12 protein-coding genes are annotated in these 14586 nt (G+C 38.9%); 5 read left to right on the plus strand and 7 right to left on the minus strand.

From position 1 onward, the window contains the following. Positions 1-257 precede the first annotated feature (257 nt). Complete coding sequence (locus tag R9C00_15210; protein ID WPO33050.1) at positions 258-1073, plus strand: IS630 family transposase; 816 nt, start codon at positions 258-260, stop codon at positions 1071-1073. Here R9C00_15210 and R9C00_15215 read toward each other — a convergent pair. The 7 genes from R9C00_15215 to R9C00_15245 form a co-directional block, all read right to left on the minus strand. Further along, a complete protein-coding gene (locus R9C00_15215) occupies positions 1032-2606 on the minus strand; it encodes a PepSY-associated TM helix domain-containing protein (GenBank protein ID WPO33051.1) in 1575 nt (524 codons plus the stop codon). The genes R9C00_15210 and R9C00_15215 overlap by 42 nt on opposite strands. A 15-nt stretch (positions 2607-2621) precedes the next feature. Further along, positions 2622-2912, minus strand: coding sequence for a hypothetical protein (locus R9C00_15220; GenBank protein ID WPO33052.1), 291 nt, complete (start codon positions 2910-2912; stop codon positions 2622-2624). Positions 2913-3246: 334 nt separating this feature from the next. Continuing rightward, complete coding sequence (locus R9C00_15225) at positions 3247-3972, minus strand: DUF4198 domain-containing protein (protein ID WPO33053.1); 726 nt, start codon at positions 3970-3972, stop codon at positions 3247-3249. Between the two features lie 199 nt (positions 3973-4171). After that, on the minus strand, positions 4172-6523 hold the full coding sequence (locus tag R9C00_15230; GenBank protein WPO33054.1) for a TonB-dependent receptor: 2352 nt from the start codon (positions 6521-6523) through the stop codon (positions 4172-4174). Between the two features lie 303 nt (positions 6524-6826). Beyond that, positions 6827-7969 carry a permease gene (locus R9C00_15235; GenBank protein ID WPO33055.1) on the minus strand — a complete coding sequence of 381 codons (1143 nt, stop codon included), beginning with the start codon at positions 7967-7969 and terminating at the stop codon, positions 6827-6829. 166 nt (positions 7970-8135) lie between these two features. Beyond that, complete coding sequence (locus tag R9C00_15240) at positions 8136-9317, minus strand: histidinol-phosphate transaminase (protein ID WPO33056.1); 1182 nt, start codon at positions 9315-9317, stop codon at positions 8136-8138. Between the two features lie 549 nt (positions 9318-9866). Beyond that, a complete protein-coding gene (locus tag R9C00_15245; protein WPO33057.1) occupies positions 9867-10319 on the minus strand; it encodes an NUDIX hydrolase in 453 nt (150 codons plus the stop codon). A 375-nt stretch (positions 10320-10694) separates the two neighbouring features. On the opposite strand from R9C00_15245, the gene R9C00_15250 reads away from it, so the two are divergent. The 4 genes from R9C00_15250 (at position 10695) to R9C00_15265 (ending at position 14463) form a co-directional block, all read left to right on the plus strand. Next, on the plus strand, positions 10695-11921 hold the full coding sequence (locus R9C00_15250; protein WPO33058.1) for a bifunctional 3,4-dihydroxy-2-butanone-4-phosphate synthase/GTP cyclohydrolase II: 1227 nt from the start codon (positions 10695-10697) through the stop codon (positions 11919-11921). Between the two features lie 929 nt (positions 11922-12850). After that, entirely contained in the window at positions 12851-13162 is a 312-nt protein-coding gene (gene rplU / locus R9C00_15255) for a 50S ribosomal protein L21 (protein WPO33059.1), read from the plus strand. 8 nt (positions 13163-13170) lie between these two features. Beyond that, entirely contained in the window at positions 13171-13434 is a 264-nt protein-coding gene (gene rpmA, locus R9C00_15260; protein ID WPO33060.1) for a 50S ribosomal protein L27, read from the plus strand. 267 nt (positions 13435-13701) lie between these two features. Continuing rightward, on the plus strand, positions 13702-14463 hold the full coding sequence (locus R9C00_15265) for a 5'-nucleotidase (GenBank protein WPO33061.1): 762 nt from the start codon (positions 13702-13704) through the stop codon (positions 14461-14463). Positions 14464-14586: the final 123 nt, after the last annotated feature.

Below are 14586 nucleotides of genomic sequence, written 5' to 3' on the forward strand. Positions count from 1 at the left end.
TTGTGGCTTCCATTTAAGTAAGTGGACAAAAGAAACCGTATAATAAAAAAGCGTTAAATTAGTGAGATGGAAAGACGCTATATCACACTAAGTGCGTCAGAAGAGATGGAACTAAAATCCTTGGAAAAGCATGGCGACTCTGGACGCGGGCGGGACCGTGCCCATGCGTTGCTGTTGAGCAACAAAGGGTATACGATAGATATGCTCAGGGACATATTCGAGGTGCGCAGGGCCACCATCTCGGAGTGGTTTGACAGATGGGAATCCTCAAAGGCGGCAGGATTGATGGATGCCCCCAAGAGTGGGCGGCCGAGTATCTATACGGTGGAAGAGCAAAAAAAATAGCATCCCTTGCCCGGGAAGGGCCTGTCACCTGTCTCCGTTTTTTTGCCCAAGAGGTCTCCACCAAGTTCGGCAAGGACGCCTGTGGGAAGACCGTCAAGCGGATATTGAAAAAGTCGGGTCTTGTCTGGAAGCGCATGCGCAACTCCCTGGAAAACAACCGTGACGAAGAGATGTTCCGTTTCTTCCAACAAGAACTCGACTGTCTGGGACAGCAGGCCCGGCAAGGGGAGATCGACCTGTGTTATTTTGACGAGACGGGGATAAGCCTGTGCCCGAACGTTCCGTATGCGTGGCAGCCCGTTGGCACGGCAAACAAGCTGCCCGCCCGGCGGGGCAACGGGGTCTCCGTCTTGGGCATACTCGACCCGTTGGCCAACACCTTCACGGGGAGCTATTACCATGGCGCGGCAAACTCGGCATGTGTCATACAGGTACTGGACAGTTTCTCCGAGACGATCAAGAAGAAAACCGTACTGGTCTTGGACAACGCCGCGATCCACAAATCCAAAGACGTAAAGGGATATATAGAAAAATGGAAGGGAAAAGGGCTGTACCTACAGTTTATCCCCGCATACTGCCCCGAGCTCAACCTGATAGAGGTCTTATGGAAGATGCTCAAGCACTATTGGATCAAACCAAGGCATTATACCTCCATGAAATCTCTCATTGAGGCCACCTTGTCAATCCTACAAAATTATGGAAAACAATATTCGATTTCTTTTGGGTAGGTACTTAAATACTGCTATTGTACTTAAACTAGATAGGACAATCCAAAAAATATCGATAAACCAAATTTGCTGCAAGCCTTTTTCTAAACTTACCCATAGCCAATTACCACTTACAATACCATTGACAATAGGGATCATAAACCCAAAAACACTACCCAATATCAATGAGTATTTGACAGTAAAAACATTGCTTCTTTTGAAATAAAAAAACACGCTCAATACTAACCAGCCAATGAAAAATGTTTGATAAATAAAAGTCATCCCAGCATTTTGAAACACTTTCACTACTATGAACTCAAGGGCAGTCATAGGGTACATGCTCAGGCAAATTGCCAGGTACCACCAAACCACCTTCTCATTAAAACGCCTTTGTTTTTCAGGTATATTTTTTTTATCCCTTGCCACAAGCCAAATCATTACACCTGATAAAATCACATAACAGGAAATCAAGCCAAGTACAAAGGAGATAATCCTCAAGCCATAATTTGCATAATCAGCAAAATGTAAGCGATACAATAGGTTTTTGACTATATCTAAGTAACTACTAGCTAAAAGCGGATCTTTTTCATAAACTACACTACCATCAGCAACCTTATAAATAATTTTCCCTACACCATTCATTTTGTTTTCATAGGGAATATTCCCAGAAAGTGCAACATGCATGTTGGCATCACCATAGTTGAAGATTTGTACATTAGTAACCCTAAAACCTCCCCATTGGTCCTTAGTATCATCTATAAAGCTATTAATAGATACATCTGTTGGCAGCCTTTTATAATGTAGTTCATAAACTGGCGTATCATATTCCAAATCTTTGTATAGCTTTTTTTGGTCACCATCGTATAGCGCAAAAAGCACTGGGGCAATCACCATCGCTTTTAACATAAAAAAAGCCCCTGTTAAGGCATAAACAAACTGAAATGGAAAACCGATAAGCCCTAACGCTGTATGTGAATCGGTCCACAATGTCTTGAGTTTTGCCCAAGGACGAAAGACGTAGAAGTTAGAAATTATTTTGTTCCAGTGAACGATAATGCCAGTCAAGATGGCAAACAGAAAAAAGAAAGCAGTAAATCCTGAAAGGTAATAACCTACAGGATATGGGATTTGAGTAAAAAAGTGTAACCGATATAAAAACTCACCTAAAGTATAAGACTCTCGATAGGTTGCAGTGGATTTGTCACTAGTATCCATATAAAAAAAAGCACTGGATTGAGCCTCCTCACCTGCAGTAGAGTCTTTGGTAACAGCCAAGCTAACACTTATCCTTCTTTCATTATAAATATGACGCAACCCTATGTCTCTACCATAAAGCTGGTAGGTCTCACCAAGGTTTTGAATGACTGTATCTGCGTTCACATCTAGTTCATCTGTCACTGGAAAACTATGACCCCGCTCCCAGTTGACAATTTCATCTCTAAAAAAAGAAAAAGAACCCGCAAAGAAAATAACATAAAGCCCCACGCTAATCACTATACCACTAACTGTATGAGTATGAAATAATATATTGTAGATTCTTTTACCAATATTCATAGTACTATTCAACTGTTACATTAATGAATTTTTCAATAATACGATAGCTATAAACAATAAGGACACCCCTATATACAGCGCCCATAGTTTCCAGCCATTTCTAGCCAAAAAAGATAAGACCATCAAGCCCGACCAAGTTAAAAAGAAGGTGAAAGAAGCTGTTATGATCACATTTGTTCTGTCAAACCATGCAGCTATGGCAATATGTAAGGAGGCACTCACTAAAAAACCGCCTACAAAGCCTGCCGATATTTTAGCAAAACGCTGCCATTTGGAACGAGTAAGATATTTAGAATTCGCTGGCATTTATAGTAGAGTTTCAAAAATTACGGATAGCAACGATACCACCAAAAACGTAGGCTTATTCAAAATCCCTAGTGGTATAAATAAAATAACAAGACTCAAAATAGTCATCAATACAACAGAGAAAGTGAATATTCCAGCCCCAATGCCAAACTGAGCAATAGCAAGCCCACACCCTGCCAGTAAACCAAGAGAACCCAACAACTTGGATACTCTTGGATTTTGTTTTGACCATGCTTCTACTCCAAAGACGTTCTGAACTTCTATTCTTTTGGTAGTTCCATACCACAAATAAAAGCCTATAAACACTAGTATAAAAATAAATGACACCATAGTGTTACAGGTTTGCATTAACAGAAACTGTTGTAGCGTGCCAGATGAACTCATAGGCAACATCTTTATAAGTCCCAGGAACTTCTTCTTTTTTGGTAACTTCTACTACATACTTCGTTTTCCAGGGTAAGTCAAAAGAGGCAATACCATTTTGATCTGTTTCAAGAGTTTTACTCCACTGATCAGCCACAAAAACCGTTATCTCACTTTCTGGCAAAGCTTTACCTTTATAAAACACCTTTAATTTCACTTTACCTTTTTCTTCCGAAATGTTTTTTATAGCAACCCCTTCTGCATTATCTGCCACAGTATGATTTGCCTTATCACCCACCTGAATTTTAGAGACTGCGTGATAGTGGGTTTTGAAAATCCCAAAATTGTATTTTGTAAAATCAACAACGTCAATTTTGTCATTGTCTAATATTACTGTATAAGTCCCTTCGGCATCAGGAGTAAAAGCAGCCGCATAATAATCGTCTTTAGGCTCAATATTTAAACGTATCTTTTTGCCTTGGGCATCCACAACCCAGAGTGTAAAGTCTTTGACTTTCATATACGCCTCCCCTTTTATCTTTTCCTTCACTCCATAAGTATATTCACCAAAGTACACTCGAATTTCTTGTTCTTTCCCTATTTCCCCTTTTGCGCTGGTCTCAATCCAAAGATAATGCGCAAAGGACTGGACAACAGCAAATAGCATAACCCCTATAGTTAGGATAATTTTTCTCATTTGTTCTGATTTTTTATGAAAGCAATAGATTATTTGAATTATATAAGTAGGCACAAAGCTTTTAGAGGGGGCATATCGGTTCATCACACCTTTTGGCAGCATGACTCAACTTTCACCCATTACAAAGCTTCTGTAAAATATTTACCACCAGCCGGGCAAATGGTGTTAATACACCACGCCCGCCAGTAGTACAAGGAAATTATTTGAATTTGTAAGAAACCCTCAAGCGTCCATTGACGCCAGGCTCTGACTGCCAATATAAATATGAACCATAATTAGCTCCAGAATATAGATATTCGTCTAATATGTTATTCACATTCAGTTGGACTTTCATCTTCTCATTTCCCCAAAAAAGCCCGCCATCTAGCCTAAAATAATCGGGCAAGTCTGACTGATTATCAGCTGTCCAAGCCCAAGTTGAGCGATCGACCTGATACTGATAGCCAAGAGAAGCACCGAAACCTTTTACAGGGGAATTGTCTGAAAATGAATAAGTCAACCAGCCATTGGTTACGTGTTTAGCATGTCCTGCCACTTTTGTCCCTATTCTTTCAGTGTTTGTATCTTCAGTGATTTCTACATTAGTATTTGCGTAATTGAATACTACGCTGAGCCCTGGAGCAACTTCACCTTGCAAATCAAACTCAAACCCTTTTGATGTTACCTCTCCCAGTTGAACTTGAGCGTTGGGGTATTCCGGATCTGGCTCAGGATCGCCCACCAACATATTCTCTTTTGTTATTTGGTAAACACCAATCGATGTCCTTAATCTTCCATCAAAAAAGGATTTTTTAACCCCTCCTTCAATATCAGCTCCTATTATTGGCACAAAAGGCTCCCCTTCTTTCGTTTCACCTCCTTGAGGGATAAAAGACTGGTCATAAAGCGCGTAGGCAGTCATGCCTGGCAATACATCTACGTTCAGCCCTAGCCTTGGAGTGAACTTGCTATCGTCTTCATCTTTCCAATTTGAGTTTACATGTGTATATCTACCAGCAAGAGTCAAACGTACTTTATCATTCAAAAACCCAAGCTCGTCTTGTAGATAAAATGCCGTTGACTTATATCCATTATAAGGGCTTTCCGACCTATCTTTCAGCTCCTTTGACCTATCAAAAACTGGGGTATCATAACCATACGTTGGATTGTAAATATTGAAAGGAGTTGTATATGGAACGCTCTGAGACCAATCGGCCCAATATTCCTTATCTGTAAAATCTAAACCTCCTAAAATGGTATGGCTAACACTTCCTGTATTTGCTTCTCCATTTACAAAAGCTTGCGCATAATTACCTACTGAAAGCGCATCCCAAATACTTGCATATCGGATAGCATCTCCATTATCAGCCATACTAACCAACCAAGTTGAGTTTCCTTCTTGATCAAATGTTAGATGGGAATAACGAATAGTTCCTTCCCAGTTATTCGAAAACCGATGGGTAAAATCGGCAAAAAATGTTACCTCTGAGATATCTGTTGCAGGGTAGTTAGTGTCCACCATTTTAAAATTTTTGTCCACACTTGCATACCCATCAGAAGCTGGTGCAAACACATATGCTGCTCCTATGTAACTCTCAGCTTGTTGGTAATTCAGCTCTGCGGTAAGAGATGTTTTCTTCGAAAACTTATAAGTTAAAGCTGGAGCTATTGCAAAACGTTGCACATCCTCATCTCCTCTATGGCTATCTGAAGTTTGGTACATTCCATTGAACCTATAAAGCAGTTTTTTATCTTCTGTTAAAGCTCCACCTAAATCAACTTCACCGCGGTAAAGATCAAAGCTACCAACGGTTAGGGCAACATTTGCTATGGGTGTTGCTGTTGGTTTTTTAGTTACCACATTGTAAAAACCTCCTGGCTCACCAGCAGCAAGCATAAACCCAGCTGGCCCTTTTACGAATTCAACTTGTTCTACCAATGACATATCTTCTGACAAGGGTCCCCATGTGTCGTTTACATTAAACCCGTTACGAAAAGCTGGCAACCTAAAGCCTCTCATATTGACTCTAGCAAAGTGCCCCCAATGCTCTAGCATCGTCACCCCACTTACATTTCGAACCAGCCCGTCCATGATACTTGTGACTTGTTGATCTCCCAAAAGGGAACTACTTACCACCTGAATATTTTGTGGCAATTTAAGAATCTCCGTTTTTTGGCGTAACGATAAGGACGTGTTATCTGCCACGTATTTATTCTTACTCCCTACGACTGTTACTTCGGCCAGCTCTTCTGATTTTGATTTCAACTTTAACTGAGAAACGGTAGTGGTTTGTCCAGCTACTACTTCAATATCAGTTGACAATAGTTCATACCCAACCGCAGAAACAAGTAGGCTATATTTCCCAGGGGCGACCTCATCAATTTGAAATAAACCATTTTCATTGGTAGTAGCACCTTTCTTTGTTCCTTTAATACTTACATTGATCAATTCTAAAGGGCTTCCATTTGTGCTGTAAATAGAGCCTTTAACAATTCCTGTATTTTGTGCCAATACACCACTTGGCACCAATAATAATAGTATAGAGAGTACACTAAGTATTCGTTTCATCATTATTTATTTTTATTTAGACTAATTACTAATAGAAGCAAATGTAAACCCACTTCCTGTGATTCCAAAATTAATTATTAATAATTAGTCTAAATAAACATTATAGCAATACAAACAAAGTACCCATTCGCTAAAAAAACTATTCCAATAGTATTATATGACTGATACAGCTTACAAAGTATATACAGAAAGGGAAAATATGAGGATTGAGAATAAAAAAGCCCCTTGGAAAACCAAGGGGCTTAGCGTGTTATTATATGTTTGTCAAATGGCAATTAGGTAATCCTATAAATCAATTATTTATTTTTACGCTTTTTCTTCAACTACTTTCATTTCTCCTTCTATCGCTTCTTCTCCTTTAGACCTTTCTTTTAGCTTAGTGATGATGAAAGGCAACGCCCCAGCTGATACCATGATGAAGCCCAATGCCATAAGGTTGAACGGAGAGGCAAAGAACACTCCACCAATAGAACAGATGGCCAAGATGGTCATAGTTGAGAATGGAAGTGAGAAAGCCAATACGGCTAGTGCCAAATCTTTGTCAAAAGTCTCTCCTCCTTCAGTTTTGTTGGCAGTTTCCATAGCGCTAATTGCAGAGATATGGGCAAAAGGCCAGAAACTTGCAGAACTCTGAGGGAAAGCTACAGCTAACAACAATACCGCTACCGGAGTAGCTTCTGGTAAGAAAAAGATTAGTGCTGCACTACACACAAATGCCAATCCTGATCTCCAAATCAATAAACTTACTATCGTTTTCAATTGGCTACGCTTCACCCTTACTGCCAAACCGATGAACAAGAGGATTAACGGAGTCATCATAGCGCTAAGTCTGCCTGCGGCATTTTGCAAGAAGTATGGCAGAGAGTCCAAGTTCAAGCCAAGGCTTAGCAAGATCAACGCAGTGATAATTACCATATTTACAGGCTCGTTGATGAGCGAAACTAGCAGAGATTTCAATTTTGCATTTTTGGAAACCGTGGTAGTACCTGATTGTCTTTTGTAGAACCAGCTCATGGCCAACATGTACAAAATGATCAAGACAAATACTTTATTTCCTACGTCGGCCAAGGCAGCCCAAGCAAACATATCTTCTCCCAAGTATTCTAAAAGATAAGGGAAACAAGATAAGCCCGGCGCCAAAGATGGCAGCAACATACTCAGTGTCCTATTGGTAGATGAATCTTTTTCAATTCCAAAAACGGGCAACATGTACTTAGTAGCAAACAACATGATGAAGTTGAACGCAAGAGCCAAAATTGGCAGATAAAGCAAAGTCAACTCAATTTTAATATTTAGCAAGGCCACAAAGATCATTGCGGGAAGCGCTAGGCTTAAAATCAGCATCTTTATCCCACCAATTTGCTCTTTAGCTGGTAATTTTTTTCGGAGCAGGTAGCCCAATAAGATCAATAAAAGAAATCCGATAGTTTTTTGAAGAGCGAGATTCATAAAATTGTTGTTTTTGACAAAAGATTGGCAGGGTCAGGAACTATTAGAACCTACCGACTAAGTAATTGTAATCTGTATTTTGAGAGCTAAAGAAATGATGGGCAAACTTGGGCTTTATTATGCAAAAGCATTTACTTGCCCATCATTGTAGTAATTATTCGATTGATTAACCAATGGTTTTTTCAAATGCCGAAGCAAATAGTTTCATTTCATCCATAGTAGCGATACTTACACGAGACCATGTGGTATCCCAGAAGTTGAATACTCTAATACCAACACTCTGCTCGTACATTTTTTTCATGTAATCTTTACCGTCCATTTCTATTGGGAAGATGATAAAGTTTGTTTGAGAAGGCATTACATCAAAACCTTTGGCAGTAAGCATGTCCACAGCGAATTTTCTACCTTCAGCTATTTTAGCTTTAGTTGATGTCAAGAACTCAGTATCGTCCATACTTGCAGAAGCAGCCATGATAGAAGGTCCAGAAATACCCATTCCACCTCTTGTGATCGCCTGAATGTCTTTCAATGTTTCTTCAAGACCTACCATGTATCCTACACGAATACCAGCCATACCGTGGATTTTTGAGAATGTCCTTGAAACAATCACATTTTTACCTTCGGCAACTAGTGATACCATACTTGCATCTAAACCGTCATCAGCTAGCTCAAGATAAGCTTCATCAACAAATACCAATACTTTTTCTGATACCTTCGCACAGAATTTTTTAAGTTTCTTGGTATCAGTAATTGTACCAGTAGGATTATTAGGGTTAGTGATGTAAACAATTTTCGTTTCATCATCAATTTCCGCTTCCATCTTCTTCAAGTCATGCTCGTAGTCATCAGTCAATTTGACTGGCTTCCAAGTACCACCCATTTTCTTTGCAACGTTAACCAAAGACATATAAGGAGGGTCACCAGATACTATGTTACCACCATCCATAAATGACACAAGTCCAGTTTTCTCCAACAAATCTGAAGAACCAGGCCCCATCATGACATTGCTAGTCTTCACACCTTCGAAGTCTGCAATTTTATCCATCAAGTCTTTCAAAAGTGGCCATGAGTAATAGTTACCCTCAGAAGCTTGCTTTATAAAAGCCTCTAATGCTTTTGGAGATGGACCGTATGGGTTTTCGTTTGCATTTAACTTCGCTTTCAAGTCAGAAAAGCTAGGTGGTGTTAATTTCAGCTCTCTCAACCCATTACCATAGTCAATATAATCGGTAGTTTCGCCTTGAGCGTATCCTAATGAACTAAACGGAAGCGCAGCTCCTAATCCTAATGCCCCGCCAGTTGCAAGACCTCTTCTTAGCCATTCTCTTCTTGATAAATTTTTCGACATCTCTCTGATTTTTTAGTGAATAATACTGTTACCTTTTATTTTAAACAAGCATATAAATATGCTAATACCATTTTATTCCATTCTAGCATGTGCACTATACTAAGTAGTGCCAAGTGTCTTAATGATTAATTAAATTATTTGGCAAGATGATCAGCCAATTTGCTAATGGTAATACAGCGATTTTTTAATAGCCTACTGTATTTTATGGTATAATATAAGGTGAGTGAAGAAAGGAAGGCGTTCTTAGTCGTTTTGGTGTGTTTTACTTCCTATCTGACAACTAAATTAGAGGATTAAATTCACAAAACAAAAGTTGTCTGTCGTGCAAAATCACGGCTATCTCTCTCAAATCGCATACTTTCATGCATTATGTAGGGAAATCAGGTTCGTTTGTCCTGAATTTGATGTGATTCGTCTGCACTAAAAAAAGTGTATTTTTTTTGAAATTTTCTTAAAAAAAAATGAGGTTCTCTTCAAAACTGAGTCATTTCAGGCTTATTTCTACAAAATAACGGTAAAACTCCCCTAGCAAAAACTTGTTGTTAAATTTTATTTCATACACCTATATATACTGTCTTTGTAACCTTGGGGCATCGGGAGTTTTGAAACCTCGTCCAAAGTAAAAAGTCCGAGCTCTTTATGCTCGTGGCTTATAATCAATGAATCTTCGCTAAGCTCAGCATGCTTGCAACTATACGTAACGATCAGCACTTCCACTTTTCCAAGTATATTATATAACCAAGCATCCAGAATGGTAGTCACTTTGACTTTTACCCCTAATTCCTCTTCCACTTCCCGTTCAAGACATCTCTCTGGCGGCTCCCCACTTTCCAGCTTCCCACCAGGCAGCTCCCATTCCTCTCGCTCATTTTTCAGTAACACTACTTTACCCCTTATTATAATTACTGCCTTGATAGAAACAGGATATTTTTTGGCAAACATGTCGGTAGGTACAATTGGGGAGATAATCTTTAGCAACCAAAATTTTAATTTTCCTAACATTTGCATCGTATTTTCACGCCTCTACTACTTCAATTTTAAATTTCCAAAGTAGACTAAAAGTTACCCAAACTAATGAATATGAGTCAGCTATTCCAGCTTGCTATATTTTTATTTCAAAAAAAAGGGAACGCAAAAGAGGAAAACTGGTTTTGATGGTTAATTAAAAGAAGCGATCAATAGCCTATAAATTTATCCTTGTAAAAACGGTCTAGTTGATAAGCGTTCTTTTTTAGGGTGATTTTTATCCTTTCATGAAAAGAACAAACCTTATAGATTGCAATACTTTTGGAATTGGAAGTTAGCCCAAGCTCACAAAAAAATCATAACTTTGACCAAATTCTCCACCACAAATGGGGAGCAAACACATAAAAATTAATGGAAGAGAAAATCAAGCTTGATAGTATTGAAGAAGCCATAGAGGCAATAAAAAATGGAGAGATCATCATAGTAGTGGATGATGAAGACCGAGAAAATGAAGGCGATTTTGTATGTGCCGCAGAAAAGGTCACTCCTGAAATAGTTAATTTTATGGCCAAAGAAGGCAGAGGGTTGATCTGCGCACCTTTAATAGAGGAGCGCTGCGACGAACTCAACCTCGAACTGATGGTGGGAAAGAACACGGCTATCTACGAAACTCCGTTCACCGTTTCAGTTGATCTGAAAACCGATGGCTGTACCACAGGTATTTCTGCAAGTGACCGCTCCAAAACGATCCAAGCACTCGCAAACCCAAACACCGATCCTGACACCTTAGGCAAGCCAGGGCATATTTTCCCCTTGAAAGCAAAAAAAGGCGGGGTGCTTAGAAGATCGGGCCACACCGAAGCGGCAATCGACTTAGCAAGGATGGCAGGTTTACAACCCGCTGGCGCACTGGTTGAGATCATGAACGAAGATGGGACGATGGCTCGCTTACCTGACCTTAAAAAAGTAGCGGAAAAGTTCAACCTCAAACTTATCAGCATTGAGGACCTTATTAAATATAGGCTAGACAAAGAATCTCTTATCCAAAAGGAAGTAGGGGTTGACCTGCCTACCCATTGGGGAAGCTTTAGGCTAACGGCTTATAGACAAACCAACACAGGCGACCTTCATCTAGCTCTTACCAAAGGCACTTGGGATGAAAACGAACCTATACTCGTTAGGGTACACTCTTCATGTATGACTGGAGATATTTTTGGTTCGCACCGCTGCGATTGTGGGGAGCAGCTCCACGGCGCTATGCAAATGATAGACAAAGCTGGCAAAGGTGTAGTGTTATATATGAACCAAGAAGGGCGGGGAATTGGTTTGGTCAACAAACTTAAAGCCTACAAGCTACAAGAAGAAGGCATGGACACTGTAGAAGCAAACCATGCACTAGGTTTCAAAGCCGATGAACGAGACTATGGCGTAGGTGCGCAAATACTAAGGGACTTGGGCATAAGAAAAATGAAAATCATTACTAACAACCCAAAAAAGCGTGCAGCACTTTTGGGATACGGTTTAGAAATAACAGAAAGAGTCGCTATTGAATTTGCCCCTAATACGCATAACTATCGCTACCTATCTACTAAAAGAGATAAAATGGGGCACTTTATACTAGGTGACGACAGTTTTTAAAAACTTAAAGCCCGTTTAAATTGTAAACATGCTCATATCACACATATATAAAGCTTAGCCAAGCCTGATCGTTCTCCGATCAGGCTTTTTTTCTTTTAAAACAAAGGCATAGTTACTTTAATGAGCATAACCTTATCTATCTCCTCAAATAATAAGGTCACAATTCAAAAAACAACTATTCCTTGCTTGAACTTTAGGCAAGCAAATCTTTTGTAAGTGGTATTTGTTACGTTAGTATGCTCTTCTCAAGAATTTGATCAAATCTTTCAGAAGTTCTCTTTGCCAGCTAGTTTTAGCATAAATCAGAAAATCAAGTTACAGAAAAGAGAGGAAGGATCAAAATCTAAAAATACTGGTTTAAAACACAGAAAAACAAATTTCATACTGATTTTCAATACTTTATAAAAATCGATACGACAACGCTATAAAAGCTAGATTCAGGAAGCATATAAGGCGTGTAGAAACAAATACATAACAATAGTTTGCAACCAGCTCAATCAACAGCATATCGTGTAACCCAAGAGATGTTATTACAGAAAAGGGCATTTTATTGCCCTCTACATGTTAACACTTGTTAATCAGTCATTGAATCTCTTTGAGTGATTAAAACTATTGCGTAAATCCGCTTAATAAAAACATGAAACCACTAACAAGTTGATTGAGAAATCAAAAAACGAATAAGGCTTGCAACTCTACTTTTTTCAAGAAACTCCTCTATATTTGCAGCTCAAAACAGCTTGCTTCAAAGCATTTCCTACAACAAGACATAGGCGAACTAGAGGGTCTGGCAATAAATTATCACTGAAAACCTGATAAAAAGACCGATTTATCTAAGTTTTTCTTCATTTACTGAAAATTATTGCTTGTTTTTATGGGAATATACCATTAGCTTTGCAGCCTTTAATTCGAGATTAATAAAACATCATAAAATGTACGCAATAGTAGAGATAGCAGGACAGCAGTTCAAGGTAGAAAAAGATAAGTATATCTATACCAATAAGCTTAGCCAAGATGAGGGCGAAGGTATTTCTTTTGACAAAGTTCTATTGCTAGATGACGAAGGTAGTGTGAATGTTGGCACGCCAGTAGTATCAGGAGCAACCGTAAAAGGAAAAGTGTTGGAGCACGTTAAAGGTGACAAAGTACTCGTTTTCAAAAAGAAAAGAAGAAAAGGGTACAAAAAGAAAAACGGTCACAGACAACAGTATAGCAAAGTATTAATTGAAGAAATTGTAAAATAAATTAGATCATGGCACATAAGAAAGGAGCTGGTAGTTCTCGAAACGGAAGGGAGTCGGAAAGTAAGAGACTCGGTATCAAGAAATTTGGAGGTCAGGATGTTATAGCTGGAAATATTTTGGTTAGACAGCGTGGCACAACACATCACCCTGGTGTAAACGTAGGAATGGGCAAAGACCACACCCTATTTGCACTAACTGATGGTAAAGTGGAATTCAAAATAGGTTATAGAAAAAAATCTTATATCTCTGTAGTTCCTGCAACTGCTGAATAGATTTTCTCTTATACCGCAAAAAAAGAGGCTTGTTTAAAACATGCCTCTTTTTTTATACCCCTACCCTACATTTTTCACACTTCATAAAAAAGCAACAGAAGGATTTTCTGTTTTTGTACTGCTACAAAATAAAGATTACTTACTTTTGAACACCTTATTTATACATCATAAGTTTACCACTCAATTTTATCTACACCTACCTTATTTTAATTAGCAATAACCAAATTAAAGAAACTTCATTAAGCTAACCTTTAACCATTTCTCAATTTGAAAACTTGGATATTTGCCCTTCTGCTGATTCTTGGCACAAACTCTTGTCAAAAAAGGTATGTATACCAACATGTCCGCTACCCTGATGATGCAATAAACATCAACTCTGATTTGGCTGAGCAAGACTCTGCTATTCTTACGATGATCACTCCCTATAAACAACAAATGGGCGACAGGTTAGAAGAAGTGATAGGAGAATTGGACAAGGATATGCCCAAAGGGTATGGAACCGAAACCTTATTGGGCAACTTCACCAGTAATTTGATGATCGATTTTGTAGAGCAAAAAGAGGGGGTAAAGCCAGATATGGCAGTAATGAACTTTGGCGGGCTTCGCAGAGACTTGTATAAAGGTGAATTAAAAGTGGCTGATATCTATGAGCTAATGCCTTTTGACAACATTATAGTAGTCCTCACTCTTTCGGGAGAAACTGTGCAAAAGTTGTTTGAATACACCATTGAAGATGGAGGTGTCACCATAGCTGGGTCAAAAATAGTGGCAAAGGACAGTACTTTCAGTTCAGCAGAGATAGGCTCTGCCCCATTCGACAAAAGTAAAACATATGTGATTGCCGTTTCTGACTATCTTGCAAATGGCGGTGGAAACATGACATTTTTCTCAGAAGCAATCGCCACCCAAAATACGGGAGTGATGATGAGAGATGCAATCATAGAATTCTGCAAAGAGGAAACAAAAAAGAAAAAAATGCTAACGAGCAAGCTGGAAGGCCGATTGATAAAAGATTCGGATAGACTTTAAGGTTAATACGAAATTATATACTACGCTAACAAGGAGTAATACAAAATCAGATTTAGCCAAATGTTTCTTATTTGAAGATGGCAAAACAAGAAAAAATACTATCATCTCGTAAAAAAATAGTAA

The sequence above is a fragment of the Flammeovirgaceae bacterium SG7u.111 genome, from assembly GCA_034044135.1.
GTDB lineage: Bacteria > Bacteroidota > Bacteroidia > Cytophagales > Flammeovirgaceae.

Bases quoted from the DNA above. Each gene is read 5' to 3' on its own strand.
- R9C00_15215 (WPO33051.1), bottom strand. From the start codon at position 2,606: ATGAATATTGGTAAAAGAATCTACAATATATTATTTCATACTCATACA.
- R9C00_15235 (WPO33055.1), bottom strand. From the start codon at position 7,969: ATGAATCTCGCTCTTCAAAAAACTATCGGATTTCTTTTATTGATCTTA.
- R9C00_15250 (WPO33058.1), top strand. From the start codon at position 10,695: ATGGAAGAGAAAATCAAGCTTGATAGTATTGAAGAAGCCATAGAGGCA.
- R9C00_15230 (WPO33054.1), bottom strand. From the start codon at position 6,523: ATGATGAAACGAATACTTAGTGTACTCTCTATACTATTATTATTGGTG.
- R9C00_15220 (WPO33052.1), bottom strand. From the start codon at position 2,912: ATGCCAGCGAATTCTAAATATCTTACTCGTTCCAAATGGCAGCGTTTT.
- R9C00_15240 (WPO33056.1), bottom strand. From the start codon at position 9,317: ATGTCGAAAAATTTATCAAGAAGAGAATGGCTAAGAAGAGGTCTTGCA.
- R9C00_15225 (WPO33053.1), bottom strand. From the start codon at position 3,972: ATGAGAAAAATTATCCTAACTATAGGGGTTATGCTATTTGCTGTTGTC.
- R9C00_15210 (WPO33050.1), top strand. From the start codon at position 258: ATGGGAATCCTCAAAGGCGGCAGGATTGATGGATGCCCCCAAGAGTGG.
- rpmA (WPO33060.1), top strand. From the start codon at position 13,171: ATGGCACATAAGAAAGGAGCTGGTAGTTCTCGAAACGGAAGGGAGTCG.
- rplU (WPO33059.1), top strand. From the start codon at position 12,851: ATGTACGCAATAGTAGAGATAGCAGGACAGCAGTTCAAGGTAGAAAAA.
- R9C00_15245 (WPO33057.1), bottom strand. From the start codon at position 10,319: ATGTTAGGAAAATTAAAATTTTGGTTGCTAAAGATTATCTCCCCAATT.